This is a genomic window from Streptomyces sp. Act143 (assembly GCF_003143935.1).
Lineage (GTDB): Bacteria > Actinomycetota > Actinomycetes > Streptomycetales > Streptomycetaceae > Streptomyces.
On sequence record NZ_QFRX01000001.1, the window covers coordinates 1763723 to 1780572 of the forward strand.

General features: G+C 71.9%; 13 protein-coding genes. 4 read left to right on the plus strand and 9 right to left on the minus strand.

Going from position 1 to position 16850, the window contains the following annotated elements:
- The first annotated feature begins 195 nt into the window (after positions 1-195).
- Positions 196-1707: a M1 family metallopeptidase gene (locus DI272_RS07905; RefSeq protein WP_181387117.1), complete on the plus strand. Its 1512-nt coding sequence runs from the start codon at positions 196-198 to the stop codon at positions 1705-1707.
- A gap of 133 nt (positions 1708-1840) precedes the next feature.
- On the plus strand, positions 1841-2824 hold the full coding sequence (locus tag DI272_RS07910; protein ID WP_109494652.1) for an arginase family protein: 984 nt from the start codon (positions 1841-1843) through the stop codon (positions 2822-2824).
- Between the two features lie 6 nt (positions 2825-2830).
- Here the strand turns inward: DI272_RS07910 and DI272_RS07915 are convergent, their stop codons facing one another.
- From DI272_RS07915 to DI272_RS07925, 3 genes are read right to left on the minus strand one after another with little or no spacing between them, the layout of a single operon-like run.
- Complete coding sequence (locus tag DI272_RS07915) at positions 2831-3319, minus strand: hypothetical protein (protein ID WP_109494653.1); 489 nt, start codon at positions 3317-3319, stop codon at positions 2831-2833.
- Between the two features lie 13 nt (positions 3320-3332).
- Positions 3333-3812: a macro domain-containing protein gene (locus tag DI272_RS07920; protein ID WP_109494654.1), complete on the minus strand. Its 480-nt coding sequence runs from the start codon at positions 3810-3812 to the stop codon at positions 3333-3335.
- A gap of 40 nt (positions 3813-3852) precedes the next feature.
- Positions 3853-5310, minus strand: a complete 1458-nt coding sequence (locus DI272_RS07925) for an amino acid permease (RefSeq protein WP_109494655.1) — start codon at positions 5308-5310, stop codon at positions 3853-3855.
- A 251-nt stretch (positions 5311-5561) separates the two neighbouring features.
- Here DI272_RS07925 and DI272_RS07930 point away from each other — a divergent pair, with 251 nt between their 5' ends.
- Positions 5562-6275, plus strand: a complete 714-nt coding sequence (locus tag DI272_RS07930) for a MerR family transcriptional regulator (protein WP_109494656.1) — start codon at positions 5562-5564, stop codon at positions 6273-6275.
- On the opposite strand, the gene DI272_RS07935 is transcribed toward DI272_RS07930, so the two are convergent.
- From DI272_RS07935 to DI272_RS07970, 6 genes are all read right to left on the minus strand, one after another.
- Complete coding sequence (locus tag DI272_RS07935) at positions 6252-6977, minus strand: SDR family NAD(P)-dependent oxidoreductase (RefSeq protein WP_109494657.1); 726 nt, start codon at positions 6975-6977, stop codon at positions 6252-6254. The two genes, DI272_RS07930 and DI272_RS07935, sit on opposite strands and share 24 nt — an antisense overlap.
- A 556-nt stretch (positions 6978-7533) precedes the next feature.
- Positions 7534-9162 carry a thiamine pyrophosphate-binding protein gene (locus DI272_RS07950; RefSeq protein ID WP_109494658.1) on the minus strand — a complete coding sequence of 543 codons (1629 nt, stop codon included), beginning with the start codon at positions 9160-9162 and terminating at the stop codon, positions 7534-7536.
- Positions 9163-9398: 236 nt separating this feature from the next.
- Complete coding sequence (locus tag DI272_RS07955) at positions 9399-11576, minus strand: 3-hydroxyacyl-CoA dehydrogenase NAD-binding domain-containing protein (protein WP_109494659.1); 2178 nt, start codon at positions 11574-11576, stop codon at positions 9399-9401.
- A 43-nt stretch (positions 11577-11619) separates the two neighbouring features.
- Positions 11620-12834: an acetyl-CoA C-acetyltransferase gene (locus tag DI272_RS07960; RefSeq protein WP_109494660.1), complete on the minus strand. Its 1215-nt coding sequence runs from the start codon at positions 12832-12834 to the stop codon at positions 11620-11622.
- Between the two features lie 47 nt (positions 12835-12881).
- Complete coding sequence (locus tag DI272_RS07965) at positions 12882-14024, minus strand: acyl-CoA dehydrogenase family protein (RefSeq protein WP_109494661.1); 1143 nt, start codon at positions 14022-14024, stop codon at positions 12882-12884.
- A 79-nt stretch (positions 14025-14103) separates the two neighbouring features.
- A complete protein-coding gene (locus DI272_RS07970) occupies positions 14104-15249 on the minus strand; it encodes a CaiB/BaiF CoA-transferase family protein (protein ID WP_109494662.1) in 1146 nt (381 codons plus the stop codon).
- A 201-nt stretch (positions 15250-15450) separates the two neighbouring features.
- On the opposite strand from DI272_RS07970, the gene DI272_RS07975 reads away from it, so the two are divergent.
- A complete protein-coding gene (locus DI272_RS07975) occupies positions 15451-16629 on the plus strand; it encodes a trans-acting enoyl reductase family protein (RefSeq protein WP_109494663.1) in 1179 nt (392 codons plus the stop codon).
- Positions 16630-16850 lie beyond the last annotated feature (221 nt).

The window sequence follows — 16850 nt, forward strand, 5'->3', positions numbered from 1 at the left end:
GGTACAGCGGTCAACTCCCGCGCAAAAGAGGGCCGATGGGGGGACGGAAGGTGTGGCCGGAAAGGTGCGTGGGGCGGGGTCGCTCATGACGGCCGAATGGCGATCGTGTGACGGGGGTGGCCATGGACATGATTGCGCCCACAGGTGATGAATAGGCTGCGAACAGACCTCGTGCCCCTACGACTTGGAGCTTTCGTGCACCGCAGACTCATCGCGCCGGGCGCACTCGCCGCCGCGTCCGTCCTGCTGGCGATCCCGGCATCGGCCGCGAGCTGGTCCCCTGGCGCCCCGGGCATCGGCGACCCCTACTACCCGGCCTACGGCAATGGCGGATACGACGTCTCCCACTACGACCTGCGGCTGAAGTACCAGCCGGCGACGGACGAACTGGAGGGCACGGCAACCCTCCTGGCCCGCACCACGCAGGACCTGTCCCGGTTCGACCTGGACTTCCTGCTCGACGTCTCCGAGGTGCGGGTCAACGGTGCGAAGGCGTCGTTCACCACCTCCGGCGAGCACGAACTGGAGATCACACCGAAGTCGCCGCTGCCCAAGGGGACTTCGGTGACCATCGTGGTGCGCTACCGCGGCGTGCCGTCGTCGAAGCAGGCGTACGGCTTCACCAGTTGGCACCGCACGCCGGACGGCGGGGTCGGCGCGAACGAGCCCGAGGCGGCCTGGTGGTGGTTCCCGAGCAACGACCACCCGCTGGACAAGGCGACCTACGACGTGTCCGTCCTCGTCCCGGACGGCACCCAGGCCATCTCCAACGGCACGCTCCAGTCCACGAGTTCACGCCTGGGCTGGACCCGTTACAACTGGCGCTCCGACAAGCCGCAGGCCACCTACCTCGCGACACTGGCCGTGGGCAGGTTCGACCTCACGACGGGTACGACGGAGAGCGGCATTCCCGTCATCAACGCCTACAGCAAGGACCTCGGCGCCAACGACGGGGCCGCGCGGGCCAGCATCGAGCGGACCGGGGAGGTCGCCGACTGGCTGAGCGGGTACTTCGGGCCGTATCCCTACAACGCGCTCGGCGGGTACGTGCCGAACACCACGACCGGGTACGCGCTGGAGACGCAGACCCGGCCGTTCTACAGCCCGCGGCAGTTCGCGAACGGGTCCAATGTGTCGGTGGTCGTGCACGAGCTCGCCCACCAGTGGTACGGCGACCTGGTGTCGGTCGCCGGGTGGAAGGACATCTGGATCAACGAGGGCTTCGCCCGGTACGCGCAGTGGCTGTGGTCCGAGCACGAGGACGAGGGCACCGCGCAGGAGCTCGCGGACTACGTGTACGCCTCGCACCCGGCCGACGACCCGTTCTGGACCGTGAAGCCGGGTGACCCGGGGCCGGAGAACCAGTTCGACATCGCCGTCTACGACCGTGGCGCGCTGGCGCTCCAGGCGCTGCGCAACGAGATCGGGGACGACGCGTTCTTCGCCGTCCTGAAGGGCTGGCCGCAGAAGTACGCGTACGGCAACGCGTCGGTGGCGGACTTCCGGAAGTACGCCGAGGAGGTGTCCGGGCAGTCGCTGTCGGCGCTCTTCGACACGTGGCTGTTCCTGCCGTCGAAGCCGTCCGCTCCGGCGGCGCGGAGCGCGTCCGTCGCGGGCACCTCGGGCCCGGCGGCGGCTGTGCAGCCGAAGTCGTGGAAGAAGATCGCGGCGACGAACCACGTGCACGAGCGGGAACACCGGCGCTGAGGGGGTACTCGGCAGGTGGTGCGGGGCGCCTCGCCCGACGTGGGCTGCCGCGCTCCGCGCCCTCCCGCGGTCTGCGGCGGGCCCACGCGCCGGACGCGTGGACCGGCCGGAGCCGCCTGACGAGGGAGTCGGAGTGCGGGACGTCGCGATCATCGAGGCACCGTCCGTACTGGGGCTGCGGCCGACCGGCGTCGAGGAGCTGCCCCGGGCGCTGCTCGACGCGGGGCTGGGCGACGGCCTCGGCGCGGTGCGGGCGGCCAGGGTGGAAACCGGCCCTTACGACCCGGAGCGGGGCCCGCAGACCGGGATGCTCAACGCGGCCGGGATCGCCGAGCACTCCGTGCGGCTGGCCGACGCGGTGGGCGGGGTTCTGGACGACGGGCGGTTCCCGGTGGTGCTGGGCGGCGACTGCAGCATTCTGCTCGGCAATCTGCTGGCGCTGCGTCGCCGGGGCAGACACGGGCTGCTGTTCCTCGACGGCCACACCGACTTCTACCAGCCGGAGGCCGAGCCGGTCGGCGAGGTCGCCTCGATGGAGCTGGCCCTGGCCACCGGGCGGGGGCCCGCCGTTCTCGCCGATCTGGAGGGGCTCGGGCCGCTGGTCCGGGACGGGGACGTGGTCGCCCTCGGCTTCCGGGACCAGGCGGAGGCGGCGGTGTTCGGGATGCAGCCGCTGCCGCGGGAGCTGCACGCGCTGGACCTGGGGAGGGTACGGGAGCTGGGGGCGGGCGAGGCGGCCCGGCGTGCGGTGGAACTGCTGACCGACGGGGGCGACGAAGCCGGGGGCGGGGGCGGGGGTGGCTCTGGGGCCGGGGGTGAGGGCGCGGGTGGCTCTGCGGTCGAGGGCCGGGGCGCGGGTGGCTTTGGGGACGGGGGTGGGTACTGGGTGCATCTCGACGTCGACGTGCTGGACGACGCGGTCATGCCCGCCGTGGACTACCGGCTGGACGGCGGGCTGAGCTGGGAGGAACTGGAGACTGTCCTGCGTACGGCCCTGTCCGGCACGGGCGCGCTGGGTCTCGACATCACGGTCTTCAACCCGCGCCTCGATCCGGGCGGGAGCATCGCGGCACAACTCACGGAGCGCCTGCTCCGGGCGATCGCCGCTGAGGGCTGACCCCGTTCACAAGGCGTCCGCCGCCCGCGGTGACGCCTCGGGGCCCACCGGCTCCCCCAGGACGCGGCTCGCCAGCTCCGCCGCCAACTCGGGCATATCTGCGCGGAGTTCGGCTTCCGCCGCGGCCCGGTCGGACTCGATCCGGGTGGCCGCCCGTGCCAGGAGTTCGTCCCGTTCCCGGATGCCGTCCGCGCGGGCCGCGGCGATGAGGGCGGCGCCCTCCGCCTCGGCCTGGTGCCGGGTGCGGGCCGCATCGTGGCGGGCCTCGGCGAGTTCGGCCTCCGTCTCGGCTCGTACCTCCTCCGCCTCCGCACGGAGCTCCTCGGCCTTCTCGGTGACCCCGTCCGTGGCCTGCCGGCGCTCCTCCAGAACACGGTTGATCCGGCGCAGCAGCGGGACCAGCGACAAGAAGCAGACGGCGAACAGCACCACCCCGACCGCCAGATCCTGGACCTGGGGGTTCAGCGGGCCGATCTCCACCGGAATGAGGTCCATACCGCTCCCTGGGTCAGTCGCCGTGGTCGTAGACCGTGACGGCGATCCCCCGTCGTACGAGCCGCTCGGCGATCAGCGGTTCGACGCGGGACCACTTGCCCCCGGCCAACCCGCACCCTATCCGGGGCATGTGCACCGAGGCCCCGAGCTCCACGGCCTTGTCGGCAAGCCGCCCGAGCGCCGTGTCGATCGCCTCGTACCGGACGGGGAGACCCTTGCTGCCCGTGCGGATGCCGCGCTGTCCGACCAGGTTGGCCACCCAGACATACGGCTCGACCTGGATGAACTGGGCCGCGCCCAGCCCGAAGTCGTTCGCGGCCCGGCCCCGGTGCCAGGCGCGGTACGCCGCCTCCGGCTCCGGCCAGCGGCGCGACAGCGCGAGCACGAAGCCCTTCCCCCATCCCCCGATGTCGTTGCAGACATGGGCGATCACCTTGACGCCCTTCACCGATGGCACGGTGGCGTCACCCCGGACATAAGTGATCTCCGACATGACGCCACCGTAGGCGCTGCCACTGACAGTGGCCCGGGAATCAGTCGGTGAGGTCGGCGAGCTCCCGGTCGGCCGTCCTCGCCACCCGGCTGCGGACCGCGTACCAGCCGACGACCAGCATCGCGGCGATCACCGGGATCAGCAGCAGGGTCTTGCGGCCGACCTCGGCGTCGTTCCCCATCATGCCGAGGCAGGCCAGCAGGAAGACGATCGTGGCGATCTCCGTGACCGGGCTGAACGGCAGGCGGAAGGCGGGGCGGGTGACCAGGCCGGACCGTGCGCGGCGGACGAAGACCAGGTGGCAGACCATGATGATCACCCAGGTGCTGATGATGCCGAGGGAGGCGACGTTCAGCACGATCTCGAAGGCCTGGCTCGGCATGAGGTAGTTCAGGCCGACGCCGAGCACGCACACCGCGCAGGTCAGCAGGATGCCGCCGTAGGGGACCTGGCTGCGGTTCATGCGGGCCGTGAATTTCGGGGCCGAGCCCGCCGTCGCCATCGAGCGCAGGATGCGGCCCGTGGAGTACAGACCGGAGTTCAGCGACGACATCGCGGCCGTCAGGACGACCAGGTTCATCACATCGCCGGCGCCCTCGACACCGATCTTCGACAGGACCGTGACGAAGGGGCTCTCGTCGGCCGAGTAGACCGATCCGGGCAGGAGGAGCGCGAGGAGGACGACGGAGCCGACGTAGAACAGGGCCACCCGCCACATGATCGAGTTCACCGCGCGCGGGACGACCTTCTCCGGCTCGGCGGTCTCGCCCGCGGCGACACCGACCAGCTCCAGGGCGGCGTACGCGAAGATCACGCCCTGCATGACGAGGACGACGGGCATCAGGCCGTGCGGGAACACACCGCCGTTGTCGGTGATGACGCCCGGGCCAGGGGTCGTGCCGCCTACCTCGTGCTGGGTGGCGAGCAAGAAGATGCCGACGAGCATGAAGCCGACCAGGGTGGCGACCTTGATGATCGCGAACCAGAACTCCATCTCGCCGAAGATCTTCACCGAGATCAGGTTCACGGCGAGGACGACCGCCAGGGCGATGAGCGCCAGCGTCCACTGGGGGATGTCGGTGAACAGGCTCCAGTAGTGCGTGTAGAGGGCGATCGCGGTGATGTCGGCGATGCCGGTCGTCGACCAGTTCAGGAAGTACATCCAGCCGGCGACGTACGCGCCCTTCTCGCCGAGGAACTCGCGCGCGTACGACACGAAGGAACCGGAGGACGGGCGGTAGAGGACGAGTTCGCCGAGGGCGCGGACCACGAAGAAGGCGAAGATTCCGCAGACCAGGTAGGCGATCGCGAGCGCCGGGCCGGCGTTGTGGAGGCGTCCTCCGGCGCCGAGGAAGAGGCCGGTGCCGATCGCGCCGCCGATGGCGATCATGTTGACGTGGCGGGCCTTGAGGTCCTTGCTGTAGCCGGCGTCGCCCGCGTCGGCGGGCGTCCGGGCCACCTCAGTGGCTGTTGCCGTGTCCACGGCGTCCTTGCTCACAGGTGGTACCACTCTCTGGTGCGGGGGCGCCCGGGCGGGTCACGCGCGGGTGTCCTGACGTACGTATGGCCTGAGCCCCCCGGTCGAGGCACAGACCAAGGGGCCACCTTCCCCCGAACCTGGCAGGTCACGCGGTGGCGGACCTCACACAGCGGGAGATGTCACACGGTCGGCGCAGCCGCCGCGGCGGTGATCGCCGCAGAGGGCTCACGAGGTTTCACAGCACTGGTGAGACAGCGATACTGCTGCACATGACGACCGACACCGGGAAGCCGACCTTCACCGTCGACGAGCTGGCCGCCCAGGCGGGCGTCACCGTGCGCACGGTCCGCTTCTACAGCACCAAGGGACTCCTGCCTCCGCCGGTGATCGGTCCGCGCCGGGTGGGCCATTACGGCAGCGAACACCTGGCGCGGCTGGAGCTCATCGAGGAGCTCCAGCACCAGGGGATGACACTGGCGGCGATCGAACGCCATCTGCGGCAGCTGCCGGCGGACCTGAGCCCGCACGACCTCGCGATCCACCGTGCGGTGGTCGCCTCCTGGGCACCGGACACCGTGGAGACGGCCGGCCGGGCGGAGCTGGAGCGGCGGTCGGGACGGTCGCTGGGCGACGCGGACGTCGAGCGGCTCGCCGCGATGGGCGTCGTCCAGCCCGCGGGCGACGGCTTCCGTTTCGACTCGGGGCTGCTGCGGCTCGGCGTCCGGCTGCTCGACGTACCGCTGTCCCAGGAGTCGATCATGGCGGCACGCACCGTACTCGTGGAGCACGCGCGCGGGGCGGCGCACGAGCTGGCGGAGCTGTTCCGCGGTGAGGTGTCCGAGCGGGACACCCAGGACGTGAAGTCGCTGTCGGCCCATATGCACCCGATCGTGGTGCAGGCCCTGCTGACCACGTTCCAGCGGTCGCTGCGGGAGGAGCTGAGCGGGTGGGTCGAGGGGTCAGAGGTAGGCGGAACCCCCTGACACGTTGAGTGTCTGCCCGGTCAGGAAGCCACTGCCCTCGTCGACGACGTACAGCAGCGTCGAGACCAGGTCGGCCGGCTCCTGGGTGCGGGGGACGGCCTGCCGGTCGCGGACCGTCTCGAAGCCGCCGTCCGCGCCGACGGTCCGCTCCGCGGTGGCGGTGCGGACCATGGTGGGCGCGATGGCGTTGACGGTGATCCGGTACGGGGCGAGCGCGGCGGCCAGGGCGCGGGTGAAGCCGATCAGGCCCATCTTCGAGGCGACGTACGGGACCATCGTGGGCGGTGCGGTGAAGACCGCCGCGGAGGCGATGTTGACGATGCGGCCCCAGCCGGCCGCCTTCAGATAGGGCAGGGCGGCCCGCGTGACGAGATACGGGGCCTCCAGGTTGACGCGCATGACCCTGCGCCAGTCCTCGGGTGTCGTCTCCTCGAAGGGTTTGGACGGATACACCCCCGCATTGTTGACGACGACATGCAGGGTGCCGAACTGGTCTACGACCCGCGCCAGTTGGGCTTCCACCGCCTCCTCGTCAGTGACGTCGCCGACCAGTTCCAGGTAGTCGAGGACCTTGCCGGCGGTCTGCGGCTGCGGTACGAGGTCGAGCCCGGCGACCCGGTAGCCGCGCGCGGCGAGCGCCATGGCGAACTCCTGCCCGAGGCCCTGTGCCGCTCCGGTCACCAGGGCGGTACGCGTCTCCATGGGGCGAGTGTGATGACCCGTCAGACGGAGGGCAAGGGCGCATTCCACTCGCCGGAACGCCCGTGTTGCCGCTGCCCGGTGGACAGTGGACAGTGGACAGCAGGTTGTCCGCGTCGAGGAAGTCCGTCCACATCTCGCTGATGGCGTGCGGGATGGCTTTCGCGCTCGCCATGCGCGAGGTGCACCTGTCGGTGGGCGGCGCGTACGCGATGGTCCTGGTCGTCGGGGCGCTGCTGGTGCGGGACGGGTGGGCGCCCTGGTCGGCGTTGCCGGCGCCCCGGCCCTCGGCCAGGGGTACGGGTTGCCGGCCATCGCCGTCTCGGGCGCGGTCTCGGGCGCGATCTCAGGCACGGTCTCGGTCTCGGTCTCGGTCTCGGTCTCGGTCTCAGGCTCAGGCTCAGGCTCAGGCTCAGGCCGAGAGCGTGCGTGTCAGTGCTCTTGCCGCCGCGCACATCCGTGCCCCGTCCGGTCCATGTCCAGCCGCCGCGTCCAGCCCGTCACGGAGATCGCGGCGATCGGTCGGGAGCCCCGGCCCTGGGGGGCTGTGAGTGGCGGATCATTCGCGCAGGGGCACGTCGACCAGGAGCGGGCCGCTCAACGCCGCGGCCCCGGCGACCAGTTCCCGCAGCTGCCCGGCGCTCTCGGCGCGCACGGCGGGCACCCCGAAGAAGTCCGCCGCGCGGGTGAAGTCCAGGGCGCCGAGCTCGGTGCCCGGGCAGATTCCCTTGCCGCCCATCGCCGCGTAGGTGTCCTGGACGGTGCGGTAGGCGCCGTTGCCCATCACCACGAACAGGACCGGTGCCTGCTGCCGTGCGGCGCTCCACAGGCCCTGGATCCCGAACAGCGCGCTGCCGTCGCCGAGGACGGCGACGACCGGTCGTCCGGGCTCGGCGAGCGCGCGGCCCACGGCGGCGCCGATGCCCCAGCCCAGTCCGCCGCCGACGGTGTGGGTGTAACTGCCGGGCCGGTCGAGTCGTACCAGGCGCCGCAGCAACAGGCCCACGGTGATGGCCTCTTCCACGACCGCGGCGCCGGGCGGCAGTCCGTGGGCGACGGCGTGGGCGGCGGCCCAGGGCGCCAGGGGGGCCGGTGAGTAGGCGGCGCGGGCGGCGGATTCGGCGCGGTCGCGCTCGGCGCCGTGCCGTTCGCCGGCGTGCAGGGCGCGGGCTTTGGCGGTGTGGTCGGGTACGCGCTCTCGGAGCAGGTCGGCGAGGCGGTGCAGGGACGGGCCGAGGGAGCCGACCAGGCCGGCGTCGGCGGCGAAGTTGCGGCCGATCTCGTCCGGGTCGGAGTCGAGCTGGATCACGGTGAGGCCGGGCGGCAGCGCGGGGCCGGGGCTGTACTGGTGGGGGGTGAAGGCGTGGGCTCCCGCGATCAGCACGACGTCGTGCGGGGCGAGGGCGGCGCGGATGGCGTCGTGGCGGGGCGGCAGCATCCCGGCGTACAGGGGGTGGGTGGTCGGGAAGTCGAGGCAGTCCGCCATGGGCTGGTGGTGCACGGTCGCCCCGCACGCCTCCGCCACCCGGACCAGCGCCCCGACGGCATCCTCCCGGCCGACGCCGTCCCCGGCGACGATCGCGGGCCGGGCGCCGTCGCCCAGCAGGACGGCGGCGCGTTCGATGCCGGGTGCCGGGCCGCGCGGCGGGGCGGGGGTACGGGCGGGGACCTCGACCTCCGTGTCCTCGGCGAACACGTCCACGGGGAGGGAGAGGAACACCGGCCCCGCGGGGGGCCGTACGGCGAGGGCGAAGGCGCGGCGCAGGGCCAGCGGGAGGTCGCGGGTGTGCTGGACGTCGTACGCCGCCTTCACCGCCGGTGCCGCGATGCCGACGAGGTCGCCGGAGAGCATCGGGTCCTGCTGGAGGTGGCGGCGGTCCTGCTGGCCCGCGATGGCGACGAGCGGGGTGCGGGAGCGGCGGGCGTTGAGCAGGCCGATGAGGCCGTTGGCGAGTCCGGCGGCGGCGTGCAGGCTGACGAAGGCGGGGCGTCCGGTGGCGCGCGCGTATCCGTCGGCCATGGCGACGACGGCGCACTCGTGCACGCCGGGGACGTACTCGGGGGCGTCCTCGGTCTCCGACAGGGCGGCCAGGAAGGGGAGTTCGGTGGTGCCCGGGTTGCCGAAGACCCGGTCCACGCCTTCGTCGCGGAGGATGTCCAGGAAGGCGAGGGCGGGGCGGGTGGCCATGGGGGCTCCTCGGTGGGGACGGGGACCTGGGTCTCAGATCAGCGTCTTCGCCGGGGGCCGCAAGGGCAAGGAGGGCGCGTCGCTCCGCGACACGGACGCCCCGGACACCGCACGGGCACGCAGGGAGTAGCGCTCAGCGACGCGGGCGCCGGAGGGGCGGAACAGGCCGGGCCCTTCCGGCATGCGGGGAGGGCGGGGCCCGGTGGATGGACGATCCCCCGGGCCCCGCCCGCACCTCACGCGTCGGCGAACCGCTCCCCCTTCTCCGCCTTGTCCACCAGCAGCGCCGGCGGCGTGAACCGCTCCCCGTACCGCTCGGCGAGTTCACGCGCGCGGGCCACGAAACCGGGCAGACCGCCCTCGTAGCCGTTGATGTACTGCAGAACGCCGCCCGTCCAGCCAGGGAAGCCGATACCGAAGATCGAACCGATGTTGGCGTCGGCGACCGAGGTCAGGACGCCCTCTTCCAGGAGCTTGACGGTGTCGAGGGCCTCGGAGAAGAGCATGCGTTCCTGCATGTCCACGAAGGGGATCTCCGCGCCTTCACGGGTGAAGTGCTCACGCAGGCCCGGCCACAGGCCGACGCGCTTGCCGCTCTCGTCGTAGTCGTAGAAGCCCGCGCCGCCGCTGCGTCCCGGGCGGTCGAACTCGTCGACCATGCGGTCGATGACGGCCTCGGCGGGGTGCGTCGGCCAGGTGCCGCCCGCCTCCTCGACGGCTCGCTTGGACTCGTTGCGGATCTTGCGCGGGAGCGTGAGCGTGAGTTCGTCCATCAGGGAGAGGACCTTGGCGGGGTAGCCCGCCTGGGCCGCCGCCTGTTCGACCGACGCGGGCTCGATGCCCTCGCCGACCATTGCGACGCCCTCGTTGATGAAGTGGCCGATCACGCGGGAGGTGAAGAAGCCGCGCGAGTCGTTGACGACGATCGGGGTCTTCTTGATCTGCCGGACCAGGTCGAAGGCGCGGGCCAGCGCCTCCTCCCCGGTCCGCTCGCCCTTGATGATCTCGACGAGCGGCATCTTGTCGACGGGCGAGAAGAAGTGCAGCCCGATGAAGTCGGCCTGGCGCTCCACGCCCTCGGCCAGCGCGGTGATCGGGAGGGTGGAGGTGTTGGAGCACAGCAGGGCGTCGGGGGCGACGATGCCCTGGATCTCCTGGAAGACCTTGTGCTTGAGCTCGGGGTTCTCGAAGACCGCCTCGATCACCGCGTCGCAGCCCGCCACGTCCTGCGGGTCGGCCGTGGGCGTGATGCGGGCCAGCAGCGCGTCGGCCTTCTCCTGCGTCGTACGGCCCCTGCTCACGGCCTTCGCGCAGAGCTTCTCCGAGTAGGCCTTGCCCTTGGCCGCCGCCTCCGCCGACACGTCCTTCAGGACGACGTCGATGCCCGCGCGGGCGCACGAGTACGCGATGCCCGCGCCCATCATCCCGGCGCCCAGGACGGCGACCTTGGTGACCTTGCGCGGTTCGACGCCCTTGGGGCGGTTGGCGCCGGAGTTGACGGCCTGGAGGTCGAAGAAGAACGCCTGGATCATGTTCTTCGAGGTCTGGCCGGCGGCCAGCTCGACGAAGTAGCGGGCCTCGATGACCTGGGCGGTCTCGAAGTCGACCTGGGCGCCCTCGACGGCCGCGGCGAGGATGTTGCGCGGGGCCGGGTAGGGCGCGCCATTGGTCTGCTTGCGCAGGTTGGCCGGGAAGGCGGGCAGGTTGGCCGCGAACTTGGGGTGGGCGGGGGTGCCGCCGGGGATGCGGTAGCCGGGCTTGTCCCAGGGCTGCTGCGACTCGGGGTTGGCCTCGATGAAGGCGCGCGCCTTGGCGAGCATCTCCTCCTGGGTGGCGGCCACTTCGTGGACCAGGCCGTTGTCCAGGGCGCGCCGCGGGCTGTACTGGGTGCCCTGGAGCAGCACCTTCAGCAGCGCGTCGGTGATGCCGAGGAGCCGCACCGTGCGGGCCACACCGCCGCCGCCCGGGAGCAGGCCGAGGGTGACCTCGGGGCAGCCGATCTTCGAGCCCGGCGCGTCGAGGGCGATGCGGTGGTGGCAGGCGAGGGCGATCTCGAAACCGCCGCCGAGCGCGGCGCCGTTCATCGCGGCGACGACCGGCTTGCCGAGGGTCTCGATGCGGCGGAGGTTGCGCTTGATGGCGAGGCCGCCGTCGAAGAGCTCCTGCGCGGTCTCCGGGGTGACCCGGATGAGGTCGCGCAGGTCGCCGCCCGCGAAGAAGGTCTTCTTGGCGGAGGTGAAGATGATGCCGCGGATGGAGTCCTTCTCGGCCTCCAGGCGTTCGGTGACATGCGCGAGGGAGTCGCGGAACGCCTGGTTCATGGTGTTCGCGGACTGATCGGGGTCGTCGAGGACCAGTGTGACGACGCCGTCGCGGTCCTGCTCCCAGCGGATGGTGGTGGACTGAGTGCTCATGTGGAGGTGCTCCGTGTGATCCGTCGGGTCCGTCGGGAGGGGGTCAGATGCGCTCGACGATGGTGGCGATGCCCATGCCGCCGCCCACGCAGAGCGTGGCGAGGCCGTACCGCTTGTCCTGGCGCTCGAGTTCGTCGATGAGCGAGCCGAGGATCATGGCGCCGGTCGCGCCGAGCGGGTGGCCGAGGGCGATGGCGCCGCCGTTGACGTTGACCTTGTCCAGGGACAGGCCCATGTCCTTCACGAAGCGCAGGACGACGGCCGCGAAGGCCTCGTTGATCTCGACGAGGTCGATGTCGTCGATGGTCAGCCCGGCCTTGGCGAGGGCCTTGCGGGTGGCCGGGGCGGGGCCGGTGAGCATGATGGTGGGTTCGGAGCCGGAGACGGCCGCGGAGACGATCCGCGCGCGGGGGGTGAGGCCGTGGCGCTCGCCGACCTCCTTGGAGCCGATGGCGACCAGGGAGGCGCCGTCGACGATGCCGGAGGAGTTGCCCGCGTGGTGGACGTGGTCGATCTTCTCGACCCAGTGGTACTTCTGCAGGGCCACCGCGTCGAAGCCGCCCAGTTCGCCGATGTCCGCGAAGGACGGCTTGAGCTTGGCGAGGGAGTCGGCGGTCGTGCCGGGGCGCATGTGCTCGTCGTGGTCGAGGACGGTCAGGCCGGCGCGGTCCTTGACCGGGACGACGGACCGGTCGAAACGGCCCTCCTTCCAGGCGGTCGCCGCGCGCTCCTGCGAGAGGGCCGCGTACTCGTCGACGTCCTTGCGGGTGAAGCCCTCGATGGTGGCGATGAGGTCGGCGCCGATGCCCTGCGGGACGAAGTTCACGGCGAGGTTGGTCATCGGGTCGTTGAACCAGGCGCCGCCGTCGGAGGCCATCGGCACCCGGGACATGGACTCGACGCCGCCCGCGAGGACGAGGTCCTCCCAGCCGGAACGGACCTTGGCGGCGGCCAGGTTGACGGCCTCCAGGCCGGAGGCACAGAAGCGGTTCTCCTGTACGCCCGCGACGGTGTCCGGCAGTCCGGCCGCGATGGCGGCGATGCGGGCGATGTCGGAGCCCTGGTCGCCGACCGGGCCGACCACGCCGAGGACGATGTCGTCGATCGCGGCCGGGTCGAGGCCGGGGAAGCGGGCGCGGATCTCGTGGATGAGTCCGACGACCAGGTCGATGGGCTTGGTGCCGTGCAGGGCGCCGTTCGCCTTACCGCGTCCGCGCGGGGTGCGGATCGCGTCGTACACGTACGCTTCGGTGCTCACGAGGAAGCCTTTCGAGGGTGAGGGGCGGAGAGGCTGAGGTCAGGGGGTCAGCCGAGCAGGGAACGGCCGATGATCTCCTTCATGATCTCGGTGGTCCCGCCGTAGATGGTCTGGATGCGGCCGTCGGTGAAGGCCCGGGCGACGGGGTACTCGCTCATGTAGCCGTAGCCGCCGTGCAGTTGCAGGCAGCGGTCGGCGACCCGCTTCTGCAGTTCGGTCGCCCACCACTTGGCCATGGAGGCGTGGACGGCGTCGAGTTCGCCGTTCGAGTGCTCCTCGATGCAGCGGTCGAGGAACGTGCGGGTGACGGCGCACTCGGTGGCCATCTCGGCTATCTCGAACCGGATGTGCTGCTTGGTGGCGAGCGGCCGGCCGAAGGCCTCGCGCTCCTTGACGTACGCCGTGGTGATCTCCAGGAGGTGCTCGGCGGCGGCGATCGCGGAGACGGCGATGCTCAGGCGCTCCTGGGCGAGGTTCGTCATCAGGTGGAGGAACGCGCCGTTGAGCTCGCCGAGGAGATTCTCCTTGGGGACCCGTACGTCGTGGAAGAACAGCTCGGCCGTGTCCTGCGCCTTCTGGCCGATCTTGTCGAGGTTGCGACCGCGCTCGAACCCCTCCGCGCCGCGCTCGACGACCAGCAGCGACAGCCCGTGGGCGCCGCCCTCGGGGGTGGTCTTCGCGACGACGATCACCAGGTCGGCGAGGATGCCGTTGGAGATGAAGGTCTTGGAGCCGTTGAGGACCCAGTGGTCGCCGCGGTCCTCCGCGTGGGTGCGGATGCCCTGGAGGTCGGAGCCCGCGCCGGGTTCGGTCATGGCGATGGCGGTGATCAGCGAGCCGTCGCAGAAGCCGGGCAGCCAGCGGCGCTTCTGCTCGTCGGTGGCCAGGCCGGTCAGATACGGGCCGATGATGTCGTTGTGCAGGCCGAGGGCGAGGCCGGGGGCGCCCGCGCGCGTGAACTCCTCGGCGAGCACGGCGGAGTAGCGGAAGTCGGGCGTGCCGCCACCGCCGTACTCCTCGGGCACGGCGAGGCCGAGCAGGCCCTGCTTGCCGGCCGCGCGCCAGGCCTCGCGGGAGACGATGCCGTCCTTCTCCCACTGCGCGTAGTGCGGCAGCACCTCGCGGTCGAGGAAGGCGCGCACGGTCTCGCGGAACGCGTCGTGCTCGGGGGCGAAGATCTGGCGTTTCATTCCGCTCATTCCGCTTCGAGGCCTTTCATGGATTCCTGGCCGTTCATGGGCTTCTGCCCTGTCATCGCTTTCCGGCCCCTCATCGGTTCTCGTCCTTCGCGAGGTCCGGTACGTCCCAGTCGCGGGCCACGGCCGCGGTGTCGGCGCCGGGCCTGGCCGGGCCGGTCCGTACGGTCGTCGGGGTCGCCGAGAAGCGGGGTGCGGGGGCGGGCTGGGTGATGCCGCCGTGGTCGGTGAAGGTGCCGCGGGCGGCGAGGTGCGGGTGGTGCGGGGCCTCGGCCAGCGACAGGACCGGTGCCACGCAGGCGTCGGTGCCGTCGAAGGCGGCCGTCCATGCGTCCCGCGTACGGGACTTGAAGCGGGCGGCGACGGCCTCGCGCAGTTCGCCCCAGCGGGTCCAGTCCTTGCGTGCGTCGGCATGCTCCGGGATGCCGAGGACGCGGACGAACTCGTCGTAGAACTGCGGCTCCAGGGCGCCGACGGCCATGTACCGGCCGTCGGCGGTCTCGTACGTCCCGTAGTACGGGCAGCCGCCGTCCAGGAGGTTGGCGCCGCGCCGGTCCTGCCAGCCGCCGGCCGCGACCATGCCGTGGATCATCGCGGCGAGGTGCGAGGTGCCGTCGACGATGGCGGCGTCGACGACCTGGCCGGCGCCGGTCACGCGCGCGTGATGGAGGGCGGCGAGCACGCCGACGACGAGGTACAGGGAGCCGCCCGCGTAGTCGCCGAGGAGGTTGGCGGGGACGGCCGGGGGTTCGCCGGGGCTGCCGATCATGCCGAGGGTGCCGGTGAGGGCGATGTAGCCGATGTCGTGCCCGGCGCGCCGGGCGAGGGGGCCTTCCTGGCCCCAGCCGGTCATCCGGCCGTAGACGAGCCGCGGGTTGCGGGCGTGGCAGGCCTCCGGACCGACGCCCAGACGCTCCGCGACGCCGGGGCGGTAGCCCTCGACGAGGATGTCGGCGCGCGTGGCGAGGTCGAGGACGCGCGCGGCGCCCTCGGGAGCCTTGAGGTCGACGATCACCGAGCGTTTGTTGCGGTTGGTGACGTCGTACGCCGGGTCGATCGCGAGGCCGGGTCCGCCGGGCCGGTCGACGCGTACGACGTCGGCGCCGAGGTCGGCGAGGAGCATGGCGGCGAACGGGCCCGGTCCGATGCCGGCCAGTTCGAGCACGCGTACGCCGGTGAGCGGGCCGTGCCCGGGCTCCGGCCTCGTCGCCGTCGTCATCCAGCCCCCATGTCCTTCGGCCCGCGAGGGCGTGACACAACTGATGTAACACCAGTGATGCTAAGAACGCGTTCCATCGGGCACAAGACCTGAGCGAGCAAGCGCTTAGCCAAATTACCGATGGGTCACCGTCCGGGCCCGTCTGCTGTCACGCTAGCCTCGGCCACCGACAACGGCGCGTGCTGGCGGACGAGAGGTGTCATGAGCAGGCTGAACAGGACGGACCGTCCGTACGACATCGTGCTCTTCGGGGCGACCGGTTTCGTGGGGACGCTCACCGCCGAGTACCTCGCCGCGCACGCGCCCGAGGGGCTGCGCTGGGCGATCGCCGGCCGCAGCGAGAAGAGGCTTCAGGCGCTGCGCGAGCGGCTGCCGGGCGGCGCGGAGGTCGGCGTGCTGCGGGCCGACGTGGCCGAACCGGCCTCGCTGCGGGCGCTCGCCGAGCACGCGCGCGTGGTCGCCACGACGGTAGGACCCTATGTGACCTACGGCGAGGAACTGGTCGCCGCCTGCGCCGAGACGGGTGCGGACTATCTCGACCTGACCGGTGAGCCGGAGTTCGTGGACCTCATGTACGTCCGCCATGACGCACGCGCGCGGGAGACCGGGGCGCGGCTGGTGCACGCGTGCGGTTTCGACTCGGTGCCGCACGACCTCGGCGCCTACTTCACGGTGCGGCAGCTCCCGGAGGGGGTGCCGCTGCGGGTGGACGGGTTCGTGACGGCCGACGCGATGTTCTCGGGCGGTACGTTCGCCTCGGCGCTGAACCAGTTCGCGCGCGGTCGGCAGATGCTGGCCGCCGCGCGGGACCGGGGGCGGCACGAGCCGCGTCTGGTGGGGCGCCGGGCCACGACGCCGAACGGCGCGCCCCGGTTCGCCGGGGAGGTCGGCGCCTGGGCGCTGCCGCTGCCGACGATCGACGCGCAGATCGTGGGCCGGTCGGCCAGGGCGCTGGAACGTTACGGCCCCGACTTCCGTTACCGCCACTACGCGGCCGTCCGCCGCCTGCCGGTGGCCGTGGGCGGGGTCGCCGCGGTCGGGGCGCTGTTCGCGGCGGCCCAACTGCCGCCCGCGCGGCGCTGGTTGTCGGGCCGGGTCAAGCCCGGGGACGGGCCGAGCGCGGAGAAGCGGGCGAAGAGCTGGTTCTCGGTGCGTTTCGTGGGCGAGGGCGGCGGCCGGCAGGTGTTCACGGAGGTCTCGGGCGGCGACCCGGGCTACGACGAGACGGCGAAGATGTTCGCCGAGGCGGCGCTCTGCCTCGCCCTCGACGAACTTCCGCCGACGGCCGGCCAGGTCACGACGGCCGTCGCGATGGGCGACGCGCTGATCGAGCGGCTGCGCACGGCGGGGATCGTGTTTCGGGTGGCGCGGAGGAGGTAGGGCGCGGGGGTCCGGCCGGGGGGGGCGCGTCGCGCTCCTCAATGCCTCAGCCCTGAGTCTCCCGCCGTGCGCCCTCAGCCCTGAGTCTCCCGCCGTGTGCCCTCAGCCCTGCGTCTCCCGCCGTGCGCCCTCAGCCCTCAGCCCTCAGCCGTCCGTCGCGCGTCCTCAGCCCTCGGCCGTCCGTCGCGCGTCCTCAGCCCTCGGCCGTCCGCCGTGCGCCC